The 18,026-nt window shown below is 71.5% G+C and carries 21 protein-coding genes; 13 read left to right on the top strand and 8 right to left on the bottom strand.

The genetic code is table 11. The features are described 5' to 3' along the window. The first annotated feature begins 118 nt into the window (after positions 1-118). The 5 genes from ICC28_RS12090 (at position 119) to ICC28_RS12070 (ending at position 2,639) form a co-directional block, all read left to right on the top strand. Positions 119-382 (top strand): SHOCT domain-containing protein, encoded by a 264-nt coding sequence (locus ICC28_RS12090; RefSeq protein WP_188288709.1) that lies wholly within the window; start codon positions 119-121, stop codon positions 380-382. 37 nt (positions 383-419) lie between these two features. Beyond that, positions 420-674: a DUF2933 domain-containing protein gene (locus ICC28_RS12085; protein ID WP_188288494.1), complete on the top strand. Its 255-nt coding sequence runs from the start codon at positions 420-422 to the stop codon at positions 672-674. 180 nt (positions 675-854) lie between these two features. Beyond that, positions 855-911, top strand: coding sequence for an ATP-binding cassette domain-containing protein (locus ICC28_RS41475; protein WP_411158591.1), 57 nt, complete (start codon positions 855-857; stop codon positions 909-911). Positions 912-1,194: 283 nt separating this feature from the next. Further along, the gene (locus ICC28_RS12075; RefSeq protein WP_188288493.1) at positions 1,195-1,620 is read left to right on the top strand and encodes a hypothetical protein; all 426 of its coding nucleotides are present in this window, start codon (positions 1,195-1,197) and stop codon (positions 1,618-1,620) included. 191 nt (positions 1,621-1,811) lie between these two features. Beyond that, a complete protein-coding gene (locus tag ICC28_RS12070) occupies positions 1,812-2,639 on the top strand; it encodes a hypothetical protein (protein ID WP_188288492.1) in 828 nt (275 codons plus the stop codon). Between the two features lie 20 nt (positions 2,640-2,659). On the opposite strand, the gene ICC28_RS12065 is transcribed toward ICC28_RS12070, so the two are convergent. Beyond that, entirely contained in the window at positions 2,660-3,523 is an 864-nt protein-coding gene (locus ICC28_RS12065; protein ID WP_223188739.1) for a F510_1955 family glycosylhydrolase, read from the bottom strand. Between the two features lie 115 nt (positions 3,524-3,638). Here ICC28_RS12065 and ICC28_RS12060 point away from each other — a divergent pair, with 115 nt between their 5' ends. The 3 genes from ICC28_RS12060 to ICC28_RS12050 all read left to right on the top strand — a co-directional run bounded on the left by ICC28_RS12060 (position 3,639) and on the right by ICC28_RS12050 (position 6,073). Then, positions 3,639-4,595 carry a GlxA family transcriptional regulator gene (locus ICC28_RS12060; protein WP_188288490.1) on the top strand — a complete coding sequence of 319 codons (957 nt, stop codon included), beginning with the start codon at positions 3,639-3,641 and terminating at the stop codon, positions 4,593-4,595. A 132-nt stretch (positions 4,596-4,727) separates the two neighbouring features. After that, complete coding sequence (gene gap / locus ICC28_RS12055) at positions 4,728-5,726, top strand: type I glyceraldehyde-3-phosphate dehydrogenase (RefSeq protein WP_188288489.1); 999 nt, start codon at positions 4,728-4,730, stop codon at positions 5,724-5,726. Between the two features lie 170 nt (positions 5,727-5,896). After that, positions 5,897-6,073: a hypothetical protein gene (locus tag ICC28_RS12050; RefSeq protein WP_188288488.1), complete on the top strand. Its 177-nt coding sequence runs from the start codon at positions 5,897-5,899 to the stop codon at positions 6,071-6,073. Between the two features lie 254 nt (positions 6,074-6,327). Here ICC28_RS12050 and ICC28_RS12045 read toward each other — a convergent pair whose 3' ends face one another. Beyond that, positions 6,328-7,416, bottom strand: a complete 1,089-nt coding sequence (locus ICC28_RS12045) for a hypothetical protein (RefSeq protein WP_188288487.1) — start codon at positions 7,414-7,416, stop codon at positions 6,328-6,330. A 241-nt stretch (positions 7,417-7,657) separates the two neighbouring features. On the opposite strand from ICC28_RS12045, the gene ICC28_RS12040 reads away from it, so the two are divergent. Further along, a complete protein-coding gene (locus tag ICC28_RS12040; RefSeq protein WP_188288486.1) occupies positions 7,658-8,182 on the top strand; it encodes an AAA family ATPase in 525 nt (174 codons plus the stop codon). A 103-nt stretch (positions 8,183-8,285) separates the two neighbouring features. On the opposite strand, the gene ICC28_RS12035 is transcribed toward ICC28_RS12040, so the two are convergent. Then, entirely contained in the window at positions 8,286-8,807 is a 522-nt protein-coding gene (locus ICC28_RS12035) for a hypothetical protein (RefSeq protein WP_223188738.1), read from the bottom strand. 153 nt (positions 8,808-8,960) lie between these two features. Between ICC28_RS12035 and ICC28_RS12030 the strand changes: the two genes are divergently transcribed. Both ICC28_RS12030 and ICC28_RS12025 read left to right on the top strand, forming a co-directional pair. Then, positions 8,961-10,382 carry a glycoside hydrolase family 5 protein gene (locus ICC28_RS12030; protein WP_188288485.1) on the top strand — a complete coding sequence of 474 codons (1,422 nt, stop codon included), beginning with the start codon at positions 8,961-8,963 and terminating at the stop codon, positions 10,380-10,382. Positions 10,383-10,546: 164 nt separating this feature from the next. After that, complete coding sequence (locus tag ICC28_RS12025) at positions 10,547-11,356, top strand: endonuclease/exonuclease/phosphatase family protein (RefSeq protein WP_188288707.1); 810 nt, start codon at positions 10,547-10,549, stop codon at positions 11,354-11,356. Here ICC28_RS12025 and ICC28_RS12020 read toward each other — a convergent pair. Next, positions 11,325-12,335, bottom strand: coding sequence for a HEAT repeat domain-containing protein (locus ICC28_RS12020; protein WP_188288484.1), 1,011 nt, complete (start codon positions 12,333-12,335; stop codon positions 11,325-11,327). The genes ICC28_RS12025 and ICC28_RS12020 overlap by 32 nt on opposite strands. 6 nt (positions 12,336-12,341) lie before the next feature. After that, positions 12,342-13,004 (bottom strand): HEAT repeat domain-containing protein, encoded by a 663-nt coding sequence (locus tag ICC28_RS12015; RefSeq protein WP_188288483.1) that lies wholly within the window; start codon positions 13,002-13,004, stop codon positions 12,342-12,344. Between the two features lie 160 nt (positions 13,005-13,164). Here ICC28_RS12015 and ICC28_RS12010 point away from each other — a divergent pair, with 160 nt between their 5' ends. Together ICC28_RS12010 and ICC28_RS12005 are read left to right on the top strand one after the other, a co-directional pair. Beyond that, entirely contained in the window at positions 13,165-14,220 is a 1,056-nt protein-coding gene (locus tag ICC28_RS12010; protein ID WP_188288482.1) for a hypothetical protein, read from the top strand. Next, the gene (locus tag ICC28_RS12005; protein WP_188288481.1) at positions 14,217-15,335 is read left to right on the top strand and encodes a hypothetical protein; all 1,119 of its coding nucleotides are present in this window, start codon (positions 14,217-14,219) and stop codon (positions 15,333-15,335) included. The genes ICC28_RS12010 and ICC28_RS12005 overlap by 4 nt, the downstream gene beginning before the upstream one ends. A gap of 10 nt (positions 15,336-15,345) precedes the next feature. On the opposite strand, the gene vanX is transcribed toward ICC28_RS12005, so the two are convergent. Genes vanX through ICC28_RS11990 form a run of 3 tightly spaced genes read right to left on the bottom strand, consistent with a single transcriptional unit; the run spans position 15,346 to position 18,024 of the window. Next, a complete protein-coding gene (gene vanX, locus ICC28_RS12000; RefSeq protein WP_188288480.1) occupies positions 15,346-15,954 on the bottom strand; it encodes a D-Ala-D-Ala dipeptidase VanX in 609 nt (202 codons plus the stop codon). Beyond that, the gene (gene vanA, locus ICC28_RS11995; protein ID WP_188288479.1) at positions 15,951-16,991 is read right to left on the bottom strand and encodes a D-alanine--(R)-lactate ligase; all 1,041 of its coding nucleotides are present in this window, start codon (positions 16,989-16,991) and stop codon (positions 15,951-15,953) included. Before vanA ends, vanX begins: the two co-directional genes overlap by 4 nt. Next, the gene (locus ICC28_RS11990; protein WP_188288478.1) at positions 16,984-18,024 is read right to left on the bottom strand and encodes a D-isomer specific 2-hydroxyacid dehydrogenase family protein; all 1,041 of its coding nucleotides are present in this window, start codon (positions 18,022-18,024) and stop codon (positions 16,984-16,986) included. The genes vanA and ICC28_RS11990 overlap by 8 nt, the downstream gene beginning before the upstream one ends. Between the last annotated feature and the right edge of the window lie 2 nt (positions 18,025-18,026).

The following is an 18,026-nucleotide window of genomic DNA, read 5'->3' as shown; positions in this document are numbered from 1 at the left end:
CGTTGGCCCCATCGGCCCATGACGGACTTCGGAGCCGGCACGACGGTGGAGGCGAGGCGACGGGAAACCGAGGCCGCCGGGTTCCGGGACCGCAGCCTGCGAGGCAGGGGTGATGGCGATGCTCTGGTACGACCACGATGTCAGCGGATGGGGATGGTTCGCCATGTCCGCGAGCATGATCGTCTTCTGGGCGCTCTTCGTGGCCCTCGGCGTCCTGCTCTTCAGGGCGCTGACCGGCAACGGCACGACGGCGAGGCCCAGGCCCACGCCAGAGGAACTGCTCGCCGAACGCTTCGCGCGCGGAGAGATCGACGAGGACGAGTACCACCGCCGTCTGGCGGTGCTCCATGCCGACGGCGGCCCCCGCCCGGGCAAGAGCTGACCCGGCACCCGCCAGGTACGTCCCGAGGAGGCCCGTGATGAACACCAACCCACACGCCTACGGCCTGTACGCGATCGCGGTGGCGATCGCCACGGTCGGTGCCCTGGCCCTCGGCGTGCCGGTGGCCACGCTCTTCCTCGGCGCGATCGTCCTGGCCTGCCCGCTGATGATGATCTTCATGATGCGTGGCATGCACGGCGGCGGCATGCACGGCGGCCACGACACCGGACACGAGTACCGGCCGGGGAACGACCCACTGTCCCGGCACGACGAGCCGCACCGGAGGCCGTGACCCAAGGACGCTTCGGACCCGGACTTCCCGCCGCCGGGCGAAGAGGCGACCGGTCATGACCGGCCAGGACGCGCTGCCGCAGGCCGACGGCATCGAGAAGGGCTACCGGCGCGGCGCCTCGCCTCCCGGCGCCGCACCCCCGTTCTGCGCGGCGTCGACCTGACGCTCACGCAGGGCGAGGTGGTCGGCCTGGTCGGGGAGAACGGCGCCGGCAAGAGCACCCTGATGACAGCATGACGGCAACCGTGTTCGACGCCCTCCGGCGGGGCTGGTACATCGCGGCGAACACCCTGGTCGCCCTCACCTAGGCTCTGATCGGAGCCGTTCTCGGGCCCTCTCGGGCCCTTCTTCGGCAGGCTCGGCGGCGTCCAGATCGCCTGCGCGCCTCCCCGAACCCCGCGGGCCCCTCACCGGGATCCGGGGGACCGAGCCCGACGGACCATGAGTACGCTGATGCCTCCAGCACGAGCCGGCACGAGGACGAGCACCGCGCACAACCGCCTGCACGAGGGACGACGACGTGACGAGCAGATCGAGGACGGCCGGGAATCTCCTGGCGCGCCTGCTGCTGCTCGGCGTGCTCCTCATCGGCCTCGGCGTCGTCCACACGCTCGCGCACGCCGACGCCCATGACGGCGTCACCGGCCGCACGACCGCCCACCACCTCGACCCCGGCCCGGCGCAACCGGCGTCCGCGGCCGTGAGCGAGGGACACGACACGGACCGGTCCGGCGGGAGCTCCCACCACACCGGACTCGCCGCCGCGGGCTCGGACTCGCTGCCCGAGGCCGACTGCTGGGCCTCCGTGCCCGCGGGACCGTGGCCGGCACCCCCGGCCCAGCTCGCGGCGGGAATCACGACGGCCGCCGCCGCGCCACCCGCCCATACGCTGCTCCACTGCCGCGCACACACCCCACCCCACGCACGGGGAGTCCTGCGGATCTAGAGAGGCACCCGCGCCGACGGCACTGCCATGCCCCGGCGCGGCCCGCCACCGCGGTCCGCGGCCCCGATGAGGGAACGCCCGCCCCGCTGCTCTCCCTGTCCGTGTTCCTCCGGGCCGCCGTCCCCGTGCCCCGCACGTCCACCGGCGCATCCCCCTACGGCCGGCCCGTGCCGAAAGGTGTCACTGTTCCCGTGTCCGAGTACCCCGTAGCCGAAGCCCGCCGCCCCGCGCCGGTGCCGCCCCGCCCCTACCGCCAGGCAGCGCCGGAGGTCCACCGAGCCGCCGTGCCCACACCGCGCCGCGCGGTGCCGGAACCCGCCACCAGGAGCGCCGGCCGCCGCGGTAGGCGCCGGGCGCCCAAACGGCCCCCGCTGCTCGGCGACTACCTGGGCTATGCGGCTACCTTCGTCGGAGCGGGCCTGATCAGCGGCGCTATCGTGCACCACCCGCTCGACCCCACCCGCTACACCCTCATCGCCGTCATCGGCGCCGTCGTCTTCCTGTGCGCCACGCTGCTCAACGAGTTCGTCCTCACCCGCAGCCGCCCCAGCGCCGCGAAGGTCTGCGGGGTGGTGGCGGCCTCCCTCGCGCTGTCGTTCGGCATCGGCATGCTCAGCGGCGGACTTCAGCACTTCGAGGACTTCCCCGACCGCGCGGCGATGCTCATCCCCTTCGGCCTCGCACTGTCATTCGTCTCGTACGTGCTGCGCCACCAGCCCGCCCGCTGGCGCGCCATCGTCGGCCCGGCCGGCATCCTCGTGGCGGCGACGGCGGCCGTCGCCTTCCTCGGTCTGAAAGGCATCGCCGAGGACATGGCCGCACAGCCGGGCGGCGACGGCCACGGCCACAGCCACGGCGAACAGCCGTCCGGTGAGGTCGAGCCGGAAGCGCCGGAGCAGGACGGCCATCAGCACCGGCCCGGATCCTCCGAGAGCCCAGGTGCCGCGCAGCGCGGGGAGTCGACGGCGTCGTCCGCCCCGGCTGCCGAGGACCACGGCGCACCGGGGCACGGTCACTGACGTTCAGTGCCCGCGGGCATTCAGTGCCCATTGGCGCCGGAAAGGGGTAGGCGCTCGGCGAAGGTCCTGCCGCCGTCACGGGACTCGTACACACCGTCCTGCGTGGCGGCCAGTACGCGGCGGGCGTCGACGGCGGTCAGGGCCTGCGGCCGGCCGCCCGGGACGGTACCCGTCCGCCGCCAGGTGGCGCCGCCGTCGCCGCTGCGGTGCAGGGCGCCCGCCAGGTCGATGCCGTAGAGGGTGTCGGCCGCGGGCCAGGAGAGGAAGGCCAGGACCCGACCGGTCCCGGCGCCGAAGGTCCGGCCGCCGTCGGTGCTCCTGGCCAGGCCATCCTGTGTCGTGGCCAGCACGAGATCCCCGGACGTCGGGCTGACGGCGATGTCCAGGGCGGTGAGCCGGGCACGGTCGTCCCAGGTGGAGCGGTCGGCGCTGACCCGCAGCAGACCTCGGGTGCTGTCGTAGCCGTAGACGGTGTCGTGCGCGTACTTCAGGGAGTGGAAGTCGGCGGTGCCGCCCAGCGAGAGGGTCTGCCACGTCCTGCCGGAGTCGGTCGACTCGAGCAGGCCGCGGTTGGCGTGGTCGCCGCTGCCCTCGGCCGGATGGCCACTGCCGAGGAACGTCCGCGCGCCGACCACGGCGAAGCCCATGTAGTCGGCCCTGTCGCCGACCCGTTCGGCGCGGCCGTCGTCGGCCACGGCGATGACGCCTTCGTGGGTGGCTACGTACAGGCGTCCGTCGGCGGGGTCGACGCCCAGGCCGTGGACGTGGCTGACGGTGAGCTCGTCGGAGCCGTCGGCCGACGTCGTGTCGGCGGCGGGGGAGCACGCGGACAGTACGGTCGCGAGAACGGCCGCGGTGACGGCGGTGGCCGTGCGGGAACGCATCTTCATTACTCCATCAGCTGGTTTTCGCCCCAGCGCCCATCATGGCGCATCCCGTCCCGGCCAACGGGGCCGGGTCGGCGGCCGGTGCCGACCCGGCCCCCCTACCCTGTCTCCCGTGCCCAGCTCCCGCCTCCGTCGCGTCGCCGTCCTGGTCCTCGAAGGCGCGAAGCCCCTCGACGTCGGCATCCCCGCGCAGGTGTTCACGACCCGGGCGAGCATGCCGTACGACGTGCGGGTGTGCGGCGCTGCCCCCGGACTGGTGACCGGTGGTGACGGACTGTCGTACCACGTCGCCCACGGCCTGGACGCGCTGACGTGGGCCGAGCTCGTCTTCATCCCCGGCTACCGGTTCCCGGACCGCGACGACCCGCCGCGGGCCGTCGTGGACGCCCTGGTCGCCGCCCACGAGCGGGGCGCGCGGCTCGCCGCCATCTCCACGGGCGCCTTCGCGCTCGCCGCGACGGGCCTGCTCGACGGCAGGCGTGCCACGACGCACTGGCACTACGCGCGGGCGCTAGCGGCCAAGCATCCGCAGGTCCGGGTCGACGAGAACGTGCTGTTCGTCGACGAGGGCACGGTGCTGACGTCGGCCGGCGCCGCCTCCGGAATCGACCTGTGCCTGCACATCCTGCGCGGCGACCTCGGGGTGTCCGCCTCCAACCACGCGGCCCGGCGCCTGGTCGCCGCCCCCTACCGCAGCGGCGGCCAGGCGCAGTTCGTGCCGCGCAGCGTGCCCGAGCCGCTGGGCGAGCGGTTCGCCGCGACCCGTGAGTGGGCGCTGCACCGCCTCGGCGAGCCCCTCACCCTGAAGGTGCTCGCCCAGCACGCGGCGGTCTCGCCCCGCACCTTCTCCCGGCGATTCGTGGAGGACACGGGATACACGCCCATGCAGTGGGTCATGCGCGCCCGCATCGACATGGCCCGCGAACTCCTCGAACGTTCCGAGCGCAGCGTCGAGCAGATCGCCACCGACGTGGGCCTTGGCACGGGGGCGAACCTGCGCCTGCACTTCCAGCGGATCCTCGGCACCACCCCGAGCGAGTACCGGCGCACCTTCACCCGCGGCGAGTAGCGGCGCATCCCCCTGCGGCGAGGAGCCGGCCGCCTGGCACGATCCTTGCGAACCGTGGCGCTCTCGCCGCGGTCCCGGGCGAGCCCGCCGCGCGAGGCTGGGGGTGAGACGAGAGACGAAGGGACGCGACTCATGACCCGCATCGCCATCAACGGTTTCGGCCGCATCGGACGCAACGTGCTGCGCGCGCTGCTCGAACGCGACAGCAGCCTGGAGGTCGTCGCCGTCAACGACCTCACGGAGCCCACCGCCCTCGCCCGGCTGCTCGCCTACGACTCCACGGCCGGCCGCCTCGGCCGACCGGTGACCGTCGACGGGGACACCCTCGTCGTGGACGGCCGTCGCATCAGGGTGCTCGCCGAGCGCGAGCCGGCGCAACTGCCGTGGGCCGAAATCGGCGTCGACCTCGTGCTGGAGGCCACCGGCCGCTTCACCTCCGCCAAGGCCGCCCGCGCCCACCTCGACGCCGGCGCGAAGAAGGTCCTCGTCGGCGCGCCCTCGGACGGCGCCGACGTCACGCTCGCCTACGGCGTCAACACCGACGCGTACGACCCGGCCGTGCACACGATCGTCTCCAACGCGTCCTGCACCACCAACGCGCTCGCCCCGCTGGCCTCCGTCCTCGACGAACTCGCCGGTATCGAGCACGGCTTCATGACGACCGTGCACGCCTACACGCAGGAGCAGAACCTTCAGGACGGCCCGCACCGCGACGCCCGCCGCGCCCGTGCCGCCGGGGTCAACATCGTGCCGACCACGACGGGCGCCGCCAAGGCGATCGGCCTTGTGCTGCCCAACCTCGACGGCAAGCTGTCGGGCGACTCGATCCGTGTGCCGGTCCCGGTGGGTTCGATCGTCGAGCTCAACACGACCGTCGCCCGCGAGGTGACCCGCGACGAGGTACTGGAGGCCTACCGCGCCGCCGCGCAGGGCCCGCTCGCCGGTGTCCTGGAATACTCGGAGGACCCGCTCGTCTCGTCCGACATCACGGGCAACCCGGCCTCGTCGATCTTCGACTCGGCTCTCACCCGGGTCGACGGCCGTCACATCAAGGTCGTCGCCTGGTACGACAACGAGTGGGGCTTCTCGAACCGGGTGATCGACACCCTCGAACTCCTCGCGGCAGGCTGACCTTCCGGGCCGGAGCGCCCCTCGCGGTGGGCGGGGGCGCTCCGACTTTCCCGTACCACAAGTAACATGATCCACTTCTCTCGCGGGTGCTGCCTCGCGAGTGCTGTCGCGGTCACCTCGGCATCCGCCTTGCCTCCCACCCCTGTCTGTCTGCCCTTGCGAGGACCCCGATGCCGACTCAAGGCGATGCCCTCCAGCGCGCCCACGCCGACTACGAACACCACCTGCGCACCTGCCGGCAGTGCTACGTCGACACCGTGCCCTGCGCCGTCGCCAAGCACCTGCTGCGCCTGTACAACAACGCCCGGAGGGGCGCCGGCACACAGCAGGGCGGGCGGGGCCGCTGAACGCCCAGCGGCCCCCGGCCACATGACCCGGCAGGCGCGATGCGTACTCGCCCCGCCGGGCACCCTCCCCTCGCGGACGATCGACAGCACGTCTGAGCCGGCGGATGCCCGGGCGGCGTACGAACCCTCCGCCCGAGGGCACTTGCACGGCGGCGGCGTACGAACGCGCCGCCCGAGGGCACTTGCACGGCAGGGTCGTGCTCATCGTCCCGTAGCCGCGTGCCGTGCCGTGCCGCCCGCCCGGGGCGGCGCCGTCAGTCCAGCTCCGGGTGGACGGTGGGGCCGGGAAGCTCCACCTCGGTGCAACCGCGGCGCTCGGCCTGGTCCGCCGTGAACCTGTTGAGGAGGTCCCGCACCTCGCTCATCGGCAGCACCGAATCGGACCTGTCCTGCGTGTAGCTGTTGGCGAGGAAATTGGCGGGCTCCTCGGCGCAACGGGCCTTGGCGCGGCCGAACTGCTCGGTGAGCAGCGCGTCCCGGGAGCTGTGCTCCTTCGGGATCCGCACGTTGGCCGCGAGCAGCAGCTCGAAGGGCTCCACCGCCCAGTCGCCGTACCATCCCGTGAGATCCACCGCGGACTCGCCCGTCCCGGAGTCGACCAGTGAGCAACTGGTGATCGAGGCCCGCTCGTCCGTGGGCGCGATCACCTCCCACTCCTCGCCGGACGGGCTGTCGGGCAGCCGGCCCTCGGCCAGCCAGCCGCACATCGTTCCCTCCGCCCGGCTCAGGGACAGCTTCCGCACGGGTTCGACGCGGTCCGGCAACGGCAGCCGTTCGGCCCCGCAACCGGTCTCGCCATTGGCGCCGTTGGCTATGCGCACCGCCGTGCGCAGGGACTCGGGGGAGGGGTCGGACTCCACCCCGTGGGCGTACACCATGGTGACGAGGCGCCACTTGCGGCCGTAGGAGTCGGCGCCGAGCCGCGGGCACTCCTGAATGATCACGGGGCCGAACTTGCCGTAGAAACCGGGGACGGACGTGGGGAAGACGTACTGAGGGTCCCTCGGGACCGTGAACTCCATGGCCAGCGGACCGTACGGCTCGCCCGTGTCCGTCCGGGACTCGATCTTGAGGACGAAGTGCCGGCCGTCGTTCTCGTTCACCCCGCACTTGAGCACGCCGGACCCGGAGCCGAAGGTGTCTCTGGCGGCCTCCAGCCGCTCGTTCGGCAGCAGTTCGGCGAGTTCGTCACCCGACAGATTGCCCCCGCACAGCGTGGCGGCGTACCACCAGGGCTGCCACAACGGCTTGGCCGCCCAGCCGATGCCCGCGACCAGGCCCAGCACCACAACCACAACCCCGACCACCCGCCCGCTCGGCAGCCACCGCCTCCCCGTCGCCATGCCCCGCGCTCTCTCCCTCGACAAGATCCTTCACAACGGCCGAAGCCTATGCGGCACACCCCCGCACCGAGCCCCGGGGTGCCCCCACCCAAAACACACCCGCCCCCCGACCGCCCAACGCCCGCCGTGCGGAAGATCTCGCTGAGCAACGTCCTGGGAGGTCTGCCCGGGCCCCGCCGAGGCCGGGGCGGATTTCCGCTGCCCCGCTCTCGCGGCGCGCCCGGCGCTAGCATCGGGTGCCATGATCGTGTGGCTGAACGGAACCCACGGGGCGGGCAAGACGACGACCAGTGCGCAGGTGCAGCAACTGCTGCCGGACTCCCGGGTGTTCGACGCCGAGAAGGTCGGCGAGACGCTCATGGACATCACGCCCGGGCTGCCCCGTACGGACAACTTCCAGCACTGGCCGCCCTGGCGGCCGCTCGTCGTCGAGACCGCTCGCCGCGTGCTCGACTACACCGGCGGCACCCTGGTGGTGCCCATGACGGTCCTGGTCGAGCAGTACTGGCGGGAGATCAGCGCGGGTCTCGCCGAACACGCCATCCCGGTCAGGCACTTCGTGCTGCACGCCGACCAGGCCACGCTGCGCGAGCGCATCGCGGGCGACACCGTGCTCGGCCCCAACTCCCCGTTCCGCCTCCGATACCTCGAGCCCTACGCCGAGGCGGCCCGCACCTGGCTGCACGCCGAGGCCAAGGTCGTCGACACCACCCACCTCACACCCGCCCAGGCCGCCCAGCACATCGCAGAAGCCGTCAAGAAGTGAGGCCCCGGTGGTGGCGGCGCGGCTCCAACCGCACGGCCCCAAGCGCACGGCCCCAAGTGCACGGCCCCAGCCGCACGGTCCCAGCAGTCACCGACCCGGACGATCAGGACGCGCGGCTCACCAAGTAGGCGGTGCCCACCGATTCCCCCTCGGACGAATCCGCGTGGATCGCGAGACTCGATCCGGCCGTGGTGAAATCGAAACCGTCCCTCGGTGACCGCGCGCAGTCCACGCGCTTGGCCGCCTTGGCCGTGCCCGAGGTCACTGTGAAGATCACCGTTCCCTCGCCCGCGCATGCAACCTCCACCCGCAGCGCGGTGCCGGACGTGATGGTCTTGTCCACGTTCATTCCGGGCACCGCGAGGGAGCCGGCGGAGACGAAACCCTTCTCGTCCGTGGCCGGGCGATGCGCCGGGTCGAGCAGGTCGCGGGCCTCCTTGTTCAGTCGCTCCCGATCGGGGCCGGAGGCCGGCCGCGCCGTGGGCGTGGCACTGCCGGAGCTCGCTGCCTCCGAGGTCTGCGGAGCCTTTGACGCCGTGGACGAGTCGGAGCACGCGGCCGTCAGACCGGCGACCAGCGCGGCGGCGGCCAAAGCGCGGCCGGTGCGGCGCGTGAGGCGGTACATGAGATCCCCCGAAGTGCACTCAGAATGCATGAGGCGAACAGAATCAGTTGATCATTATGCGGGAACGTTCGCGCCCCACCCCCTTGATGGATCGTCAGTTCTGCTGGTGAGATCTTCGGCGTCAGTCGATCCGCGCCCGCCGGAGGTCCGCCTGTGTACCGACGCCTGTTCGCCGCGCTCGTCTGTTGTGCCCTGCTCGGAGCCGGAACCGCCGCACACGCGGAGGGCCCGCCCGGCGCGGCGAGGGACGCGGCGGTCGTCGGGGCACCGCTCGCCGCGGACATCCCCCGGATCACCGACGACCGCGGCCGGACACTGACCCTGCGCGGCTGGAACGTCGAGGACAAGGTGCACCGCGGCGAACAGGCACTCTCCGCGATCACCGAGCGGCACTTCAGGGACCTGCACCGCAACGGCTTCAACTTCGCCCGGCTGCTGGTGTTCTGGGACGACCTCGAACCCGAGCGCGGCAAGTACAGCAAGGACTATCTGCGCCGCATCGAACGCGTCCTGGACTGGGCGCACAAGTACCGGATCCATGTGCTGATCGACGCCCACCAGGACGTGTTCGGTCCCGCCTTCGGCCACCGCGGCATCCCCGCCTGGGCCACCAGGACCGACGGACTGCCGTTCACCCCGCACCCCGAGGACTGGTTCTCCGAGTACTTCGAGCCCGCCGTGCAGCGGGCCTTCACACACCTCTACGAGGACGCCGACCTGCGACGCGCCCAGGCCGACATGTGGCGGGTGCTGGCCGGGCGGTTCGCACACCACCCGGCCGTGCTCGGCTACGACCTCATCAACGAACCCATGGGTGAACTGCGCCCCGGCGAGGACCTGTTGACCGCGGCGGCCCGCATCGAGGCCGAACAGATCACGCCCATGTACAACCGGCTCGTCGACGCCGTCCGTTCCGTGGACCGCGACTCCTGGATCTTCTTCGAGCCCACCCCGATCGTCGGCGAGGGCGTCCCGACCGCACTCGGCCGCATCGACGACGCGAAGACGGTGTACGCCCCGCACTTCTACAACACGGCGATGGAGGCCGGCGCCGACTACGACCCGGCCGCGGGCTGGATCGAGGCCTACGAGGCGGCCGTCACCGTCTATCCCCGCCAGTACGGCGTACCGGTGCTCGTGGGGGAGTGGGGCCCGCTCAACAACGGCCTGCCCAACATGGGCCGCTTCTACCGCGACGCCCTCGACTCCCTGGGCCGCTACACCTCCGGCTGGGCGGGCTACGTCTGGTGCTACGGCGGCGGCTACTGCGCCCTCGACGACACCGGGGCGCTGCGGCCCAACAAGGACCGGACCGCCGCCCCCTACGCCGCCGCCGTGGCCGGCACGATCACCGCCGAGACCCACGCCCCCGACACCGGCGCCCACCGCCTCGTCTACCGCGCCGGCCACGGCGTCACCGAGATCCGGGTACCGGCTGGGCCGGGCGGCTGGCGGATCACCGTCAAGGGCCCCGCCGCCACCCCCACCCCCGTTCTGCCGGCCGACCGCCCGGCCACCGCCCGCGTCCACGCCCGCCCGGGCGCCGAGATCACGGTGTCGGTCACCCCGCGCTGACCGGGCTCCGCCCGCACGCCGTGGTGAGGCGTGAAACAGATGGTGCCGACCACCATGTCTCACCACGTCACATACCCTCGTAGAAGGCGGCGGCCGATGCCGGAGGAACCGACAGCCGGGAGGCGAGGGTGCTCGGACGGGGCACACGGTGGCTCGTGGGCGCCATGATCGTGGCCTGCGCGGTGCTGGTGGGCCCCAGCACCCCACGCGGCGCCCCCATCGGCAGCGCACTGCCCGTCATCGCCGACCGGGAGGTCGTGGCGAACCGGGTGATGACGTGGAACCTCTGCAACCCCTGCGACACGAGCAACATCGACCGGGCGGCGGAGATCGCCGCGTACGCGCCGCAGGTCATCGGCCTGCAAGAGGCGTGCGCGGGCGACGTCGAGAGGATCCGCGACTATCTGGAGCACCTCTACGGGCTCGTCTACCACGTCGAGTACGGGATGGTCCTGCGCAACTGGAGCCGCTGCGGCGGAGCGCCCTGGAGCCCGGGCGAGTACGGCCAGGCGATCCTGTCGGCGGCACCGATGACGGACCGCGTCGCCGTGGAGTACCCCGACGGCGGCTCCGAGGACCGTGGGTACGTCGCCGTCACCACCAGGGTGGACGGCCGGCTCGTCCGGGTCTTCAACACCCACCTCGCCGAACGGCGCCAGGAACAGGTCCGGGCGGCCCAGACGGACGTGCTCGCCGCGGCCGTCGCCCGGCACGACCGCGCCATCGTCCTCGGCGACTTCAACGCGGTGCCGGACGCCCCCGAACTCACCCGCATGTGGGAACTGGCCACGGACGTCGACCCCGAGTGCCGCCCCTCGCCCGTCGGCACGTGCCAGCACACCACCGAATGGCACGCCAAGTTCGACTACATCTTCCTGCGCGGCATGGCTCCGCGCACGCATCAGGTGCAGCCCAGCCCGCACTCGGACCACCACATGCTGATCAGTGAAGTGGATGCGACCCGCGCAGCGTGAGGACGTACGCCGCGGTCAGCGCGACCGCACGGTCATCGTCCTCCGCCAGTTCCGCCAGCGCTCGTGACGCGGTGGTGCCGGGGACGTCCGCCAGGGCCTGGGCGAGACGCCGGCGGGCCAGGGGGGTGGCGCTGCCGGCGAGGCGGCCGACGAGTCCGGCGGCGATCGTCTCCGCCGTCGAGGACTCGGCGGCCAGCGTACTCAGCGCATCGGCGGCCTCCACGTCGTTCACCCCGTCGGCGATCATGTCGATGAGCGCGGGGATCGCGTCGACCACCCCCCGCGCACCCAGCACCAGGGCCGCGCACCCGCGGACCGCGGGGTCGGAGTCGGCGAGTGCCCCCTGGAGCAGGCCGGTCGCCGCCGCGTGCGGAATCTCGGCGACGGCCCGCACGGCACGCTCGCGCACCTCTGGCTCGGCTGAGCCCAGGCCGTCCGCCAGGGCTGCCAGTCCTGCGTCACTGGTCCGAGCCAGAGCCCAGCGAAGGGCACCGGCGACGTTCGGGTCCGTCTCGTGCAGCGCGGCCTCGACCAGGGCCTCCACCGGTACCGGCACCTCTTCGACGGAGGACAGGGCCGCGCGCTGCCGCTTCCCGGCGCTCTCCGACGTCAGGTCCTGGAGGAGGGAGACGACCTGGAGGACGTTCTCCCAGCCGGTGGGCTCGGCGGCATCGATCCGGCGGAGCCGCCGGAGCAACTCCGTTTCGCGTGCGATGCGTTGCCGCGTCTGACTGATGAGGTCGGCGACGAGTTCCGAGGGCCTGAAGCCGGGATCGTCCAGGGCGCGTCCGACATCGCGCAGCGACATGCCCAGTGACCGCAGGCTCTCGATGTGGAAGATGCGCTGGATGTCCGCGCCGGAGTACTCGCGGTAGCCGGTCGGTGTGCGCTGTGCCGGCTGCACCAGGCCGAGCGACTCGTAGTGCCGCAGCATGCGGGCGCTGACGCCGGATCTTCGTGCCACTTCGCCGATCAACACCGCTCGTCACTCCTCCTGCCTAGTGGGTCCCAGGGCTACGATGCGCTTCGCCTCCTCGATCGCGAAGTCGAACACGGCATCCGGGTCGCGCAACAACCGCTCCGTGGCCACGGCGTGCTGCCGCACACGCGCGTCGCCGCAGGTTTTCGCGGCCCGCAGGACGGGCCCGGCGACCTCGCCGAGAGCGATCAGCGCCCGGCTCAGACTCACCTGCGTCTCCCGCCCGCCGCGCCCGAGCTGACCCGCCAGCACCTCGGCCAACCGCGGCCTCTCGGCCTCGGGCACCAGGACGACCGCGGCCCGCCAGGCGCTCCGTGCCACCTCGTCGTCGGCGTCGGTCAGATGCGCGTGGGTGAGGGCCGGCCACGCCCGCCGGTCGCCGATCTTCGACAGGGTGTGCAGTGCCTGGCTGCGCGCCTGCGCGCGGTCCGAACGCAGTTCCTCGATGAGCCTCGGGACCGTGCTCTGCGCGGAATGCCGGGTGAGTGCCCAGGTGAGCATGTCCCGCACGGGGAACTCGGGCTCGATCGCGCACTGCTCGATGAGCCGGTCGACGTACCGGGGATCCGGAGCCGTCCCGACCGCCAGCGCCGCCCTGAGCCGCACCGACGCACTGCTGCTCCGCAGCCCGCGAAGCGCTGCCATCGTGTTCGTGTTCTCCTCGTGCATGGAAAGCACCTCCCTGGCCACAGCGAAGACCTTGTCACGGTGTCAAGGTCAAGCCGACGGCCGCAGCAGCTGCTTGACACATCGTCAACTATGTTCCATCTGTTCACAGTTGAGGCCGGCGCCCATAAGCTGAGCGGCCTTCGTGTTCTGGGGAGGTCTCGTGATCGGTCTCCGTGCGTTCGTCGTCTGCCTGGTGATCGCGTGTGCCGCGGTGGTGTCGCCGGCCGCGGCCGTGACACCGGGCTGGACGGCGCTGCCGGTGCCGGCGGCGGCCGCGCCGGTGACCGTGTCCGACATCGCCGCCCGCGGGCCGGGCGAGGCGTGGGCGACCGGGTACGAGCGCGTCGCCGACGGGATGCGACCGATGCTGTACCACTGGGACGGCACCGCATGGAGCCGGGACACCTCCTTCCCCGGCGCCGCCGAACCGGGCCGACTCGGCGCCGTGCAGTTCGTCGGCGAGGAGACCTGGATCTTCCGCGTCCGGGCGGGTGCGGGGGAGATCCTGCGCCGGTCGGCGCAGGGCTGGAGCGCCGTACCGCTGCCGCAGACCCTGTGGACCTACCAGGACTTCACCGCCGTACCGGGTGCCGCGTGGGTGGTCGGAGAGGACGCCACCGGGCTGAAGGTGCTGCACTACGACGGCTCCGGCTGGACCGCACAGTCCACCCCGGACGGCGTGCTGTACCTGATGGGAATCACCGCGCGCACCGCCACCGACACCTGGGCCTGGGCCGACACCACCACCGGGACCACCGTCCTGCGCTGGAACGGCACGCAGTGGCGGGACGCGGACGTACCGCTGCCGCCGAACAGCAACGTGCACACGATCCTGCTCGACCCGTCCGGCCGGGCCACGATCAGCGGCAGCCGGTACACCGACGGCGTCCCCCGCACCTACCTGATGACCTTCACCGGACACACCTGGCACACCACCTACCCGAACCTGGGCGACACCCAGACCGGGGCCATGGTGCGCGGCCCGGACGGTGCGCTGTGGCTGCCGGTGCGCAGCGACCGCGCGTTCCAGTCGAAGTACGCCCGCCTGTCCGGGCCCCGCACGACCTTCTCGTACGGCCCGGAGCGCACGAACGCCATCGACGTCAAGCCGCGCGCCCTGACGAGGGCCGGGGCCTCGCTGCTGTCCTTCGGGACGGTCGAGATCTACGGCTCCGAACCGAACCTGATGAGCGAGCGGCTGGGAGGCCGACCATGACCCGCAGACTTCTCGTCGCGGCCCTCGCCGCCGTCCTGACCGCCCTCGGCCTCATGAGCTCGGCCGCGGCGGACACCGAGTCCTGGCACCACGTTCCGGTCCCGGCCCAGGTACGCCCACAGGCCGCGCTGAACGAGGCCGTGGCCTTCGGCCCGGACCGTGCATGGGCGGTCGGCGCCGACGCCGTCGGCCGTGACGCACCGGGCTTCCCGCTCGTCCTGCGCTGGGACGGAACCCACTGGCAGCGCCAGAGCCTGCCCCGCACCGGCTGGCAGGGAGAACTGCTGTCCGTCGCCGCGACCTCACCGACCGCCGTCTGGGCGGTCGGCCGCGACTCGGCGGGCGGCGCCCGCCTGCTCCGCCACGACGGCAGGACCTGGTCCGAGAGCCGGCCGCCGCGCGGAGTCGCCCTGACCAAGGTCGTCGCCGGCGGCGGTGAGACCTGGCTCATCGGTTCCCGGGACGGCACCCAGGCACTGCTGCGCCACGACGGCCGCGGCTGGCGTGACATGCCGGTGCCGCCGGGCGCCGTGTACGGCCTGCACATCCGGGCAGCCGACGACGTCTGGGCCGCCGGCACCACCGACTCGGCCGCGGCCGTGTCGCACTGGAACGGACAGGAGTGGCAGCAGACCATCGTGTACGGGTACCCGCGGTCGGCCGTGGGCAGCGTGCTGGCGGTCTCGCCGACGGAGGTCTGGGCAGGCGGCACGGCCGGGTTCATCGGCGGTCCGGTGGGCCGCCCGATACCGCCCCTGCTGGTCCGCTTCGACGGGCAGACGTGGAGCCGCGTCACCCTCCCCACCGACTTCGGCTCGGTCACTTCACTGGCCGCCACCGAGTCCGGCGCGCTGGGCTGGGTCGCCGTGTCCCGCTCGCAGAAGTTCGGCCCGCCGGGAACCTTCCCGCCGTTCGTCCCCGGACCGGCCTTCCTCGCCCGGAACGGCGAGTCGTTCACCGAGTACAGCGAACCGGCGGTGCCCGGCGAGGGCGAGTCCTCGGTGCTGCGCCTGGCACCGGTACCGGGCACACGGACGGTCTGGTCGGTCGGCCGCGCCGACGGCCCCGAGGCCACCTTCGCCCCCCGCATCCTGCGGTTCGGCCGAGCCCTGTGAACGGACCCCGTTATGCGACCGGAAAATCGAAGTAGGTGTCTGGATAAGGCTCACCCCGCAACGTGTAATGCCACCACTCGCGTTCGTACGAGCTGAATCCGCAGTCCTCCATGACGGAACGCAGATGTGCACGGTTCCGCGTCTCGCCCGGCTCGATTCCCGCCGCTCCATGATGGGAGAGGCAATCCATCAGATCGTGACCGCCCCCCATGGAGGCGAGTTCGCCGGTGTCCAGGTGATACAGCGTCACATCCACGGTGCTGCCCCGGCTGTGGCCCGACTTCGCGGCCACGTATCCCCTCGCGAACATGTCGGACCTGTCGATGTGCGGATAGTGCCGTGATTTCGTCCGCCCGTCCTCCGGCTGCCGCGACCAGCGCACGAAACAGTCCACGGCACGCTGCGGCCGGTAGCCGTCCCAGAGGAGCAGGCCGAAACCGAGGGAGGCGGCCTTCGCCCGCGCGTTTTCCAGAGCCGCGCACAAGGCCCTCGTGCCGACGATGCGATTCGCCAGGTAGCCGTCCACCGGCTTGCCCGTGAAATTGTCCCAGGTGGCGTACTTGGCGTCCCAGCGTATTCCGGGGACGAGTTCGTCCACGAAGACGAAGTCCCCGTTCATCGCAGCTTCCCGGTCAGCGCCAGCGACACCAGCCGGTCGATCACTTCGGAGAGCGGCAGATCCGCGGCCGCCATCATCCGCGGGTAACGGCTGTACGAGGTCATACCGGGAAACGTGTTGACCTCGTTGAGGACTACGTCGCCCTCCTCCGTGAGGAACATGTCCACCCGCGACAGTCCCCGGCAACCCAGGGCGCGGTAGACGGCCTTCGCCGTCTCCTGGACGAGTGATCGCGACGCCTCCGGAATATCGGCGGGAACGACGGCTACGGAGTTGTCGGATCCGGTCTCGGGCCGGTCCTCCTGGTGAATCCTGAAGAACCCGTGGGAGAGCGCGATGTGGTCCACTTGCCCCACGATCGGATCCCGTTCGTTCCCGAGGACGGCGCATCCGATCTCGCGGCCGGCGACGGCCTCCTCGATCAGCACCTTCGAGTCGTACCGCCGGGCGTTCTCCACCGCAGCCGGAAGTTCCTCCTTCCGGGACACCTTGCCGACACCGAACGACGACCCCGAACGGGCCGGCTTGACGAAGACGGGATAGGAGATCCGGTCGGGATCGACGTTCTCGTCCGCCGTGACGGTCCAGAAGTCCGGCGTGCCGATTCCCGCGCTTCGCGCGACGAGATAGGCGAGGGACTTGTCCATGCACAGCGCGGAACTCTGGATGCCGCAGCCGACGTAGGGGATGCCGGAGAGTTCGAGGAGACCCTGGATCGCGCCGTCCTCGCCGAGCCTGCCGTGCAGCACCGGCAGTACGACGTCCAGGGCGACCGCCTCGTACCGCCCCCGGTCCAGGACGAGAAGTCCGCGCACGCTGCGGTCCGGTGACAGCACGGCCGGGCGGCCGTCGCCCCTCTCCCAGCCCGGGTCCGGCCCGTCGCAGAGCCTCCAGTCGCCGCCCTGCGTGATCCCGACGTAGAACGGCTCGTACTTCTCGACGTCGAGACTCCGCGCCACCTCTCGCGCCGACTTCACGGAGACAAAATGCTCCTCGGAACAGCCGCCGAAAATGATGCCGACCCTCAACCTACCCATGCTGATTCCTTCCCTCGAATTTCAGGCAGTTGGTGATGGAGTTTTCGACCGCGTCGCTCAGCGCGTGGTCCGTGTAATACGCGGTGTGCGGAGTGATGAGCACGTTCGGCATCTCCTGCAGACGCAGCAACGCCTTGCTCTCGATGTGCCGGTCGCGGCAGTCGGCGTAGAAGACTCCTTCTTCCCCTTCGACGACATCCAGTGCCGCACCACCCAATCGGCCACTTTCCAGTGCCGCGACGAGGGCCTCGGTGTCGATCAGGGAACCGCGTCCGGTGTTGATGACGAAAGCGCCGGGTCTCATCTGCTCGATCCGTCTGCGGTCCAGGAGATGACGGGTGTCCCCGGTGAGCGGAGCGTGCAGCGTCACGATGTCGCTCAGCACCAGCAGTTCATCGAGGGAAACGTGGTCCGCAGCCGATTTGGGGCGGCGGTCACAGGCAAGAGTGCGCCCGCCGAAACCCCGCAACCGTTCCACGACGGCCGTTCCGATACGTCCCGTTCCGACGACCCCGACGGTCAGGTCGCGCAGTTCCTTTCCGCGCACCTCGTTCAGCCGGTAGTCATGGCAGTCCGAGCGCCGGACCGTGGCCTTCGCGTTCCGTACCGCCATCAGCATCAGCATGAGCGTGTAGTCGGCCACGCTGTCGGGCGAGTAGGAGACGTTCTCGACGCGGATGCCGACGCTCGCCGCGTATTCCACGTCGATGTGATTGCAGCCGACGCTCCGAGTGGAGACGTATGTGACGCCGATCCGGCTGAGGGCAAGAAGCGTGGGACGGGTGATCCGGTTCTTGTGACTCACGCTGATGCACCGGTGTCCGGAGGCCAGTTCGCTGTTGGCCTCGGACACCGCCGCGTCCGTGATGGTGGTGGTGATCCCGAATCGAGGTGCCAATTCCCGGAACAGGGCGGCCTCGTCCTGCTCGGCTCCGTAGACGGTGATCCCGGTCACGGGAATGGCCGCGGAGGGCGAATACGTCGGCGACCGGGGGCGGACGGCCGCTTTTCGGGCTGGTTCGCGGTAGGTCATGC

This window comes from Streptomyces sp. TRM68416, assembly GCF_014596915.1.
Lineage (GTDB): Bacteria > Actinomycetota > Actinomycetes > Streptomycetales > Streptomycetaceae > Streptomyces.
Note: the sequence above shows the minus strand (reverse complement) of the source record. Positions and strands in the feature narration are given on the sequence as shown.

Excerpts from the sequence above, each read along its gene's own strand:
- ICC28_RS12090 (WP_188288709.1), top strand. The coding sequence starts at position 119 with ATGCTCTGGTACGACCACGATGTCAGCGGATGGGGATGGTTCGCCATG.
- ICC28_RS12085 (WP_188288494.1), top strand. The coding sequence starts at position 420 with ATGAACACCAACCCACACGCCTACGGCCTGTACGCGATCGCGGTGGCG.
- ICC28_RS12065 (WP_223188739.1), bottom strand. The coding sequence starts at position 3,523 with ATGCGTTCCCGCACGGCCACCGCCGTCACCGCGGCCGTTCTCGCGACC.
- gap (WP_188288489.1), top strand. The coding sequence starts at position 4,728 with ATGACCCGCATCGCCATCAACGGTTTCGGCCGCATCGGACGCAACGTG.
- ICC28_RS12050 (WP_188288488.1), top strand. The coding sequence starts at position 5,897 with ATGCCGACTCAAGGCGATGCCCTCCAGCGCGCCCACGCCGACTACGAA.
- ICC28_RS12045 (WP_188288487.1), bottom strand. The coding sequence starts at position 7,416 with ATGGCGACGGGGAGGCGGTGGCTGCCGAGCGGGCGGGTGGTCGGGGTT.
- ICC28_RS12040 (WP_188288486.1), top strand. The coding sequence starts at position 7,658 with ATGATCGTGTGGCTGAACGGAACCCACGGGGCGGGCAAGACGACGACC.
- ICC28_RS12035 (WP_223188738.1), bottom strand. The coding sequence starts at position 8,807 with ATGTACCGCCTCACGCGCCGCACCGGCCGCGCTTTGGCCGCCGCCGCG.
- ICC28_RS12025 (WP_188288707.1), top strand. The coding sequence starts at position 10,547 with ATGATCGTGGCCTGCGCGGTGCTGGTGGGCCCCAGCACCCCACGCGGC.
- ICC28_RS12015 (WP_188288483.1), bottom strand. The coding sequence starts at position 13,004 with ATGCACGAGGAGAACACGAACACGATGGCAGCGCTTCGCGGGCTGCGG.
- ICC28_RS12005 (WP_188288481.1), top strand. The coding sequence starts at position 14,217 with ATGACCCGCAGACTTCTCGTCGCGGCCCTCGCCGCCGTCCTGACCGCC.
- vanX (WP_188288480.1), bottom strand. The coding sequence starts at position 15,954 with ATGAACGGGGACTTCGTCTTCGTGGACGAACTCGTCCCCGGAATACGC.
- vanA (WP_188288479.1), bottom strand. The coding sequence starts at position 16,991 with ATGGGTAGGTTGAGGGTCGGCATCATTTTCGGCGGCTGTTCCGAGGAG.
- ICC28_RS11990 (WP_188288478.1), bottom strand. The coding sequence starts at position 18,024 with ATGACCTACCGCGAACCAGCCCGAAAAGCGGCCGTCCGCCCCCGGTCG.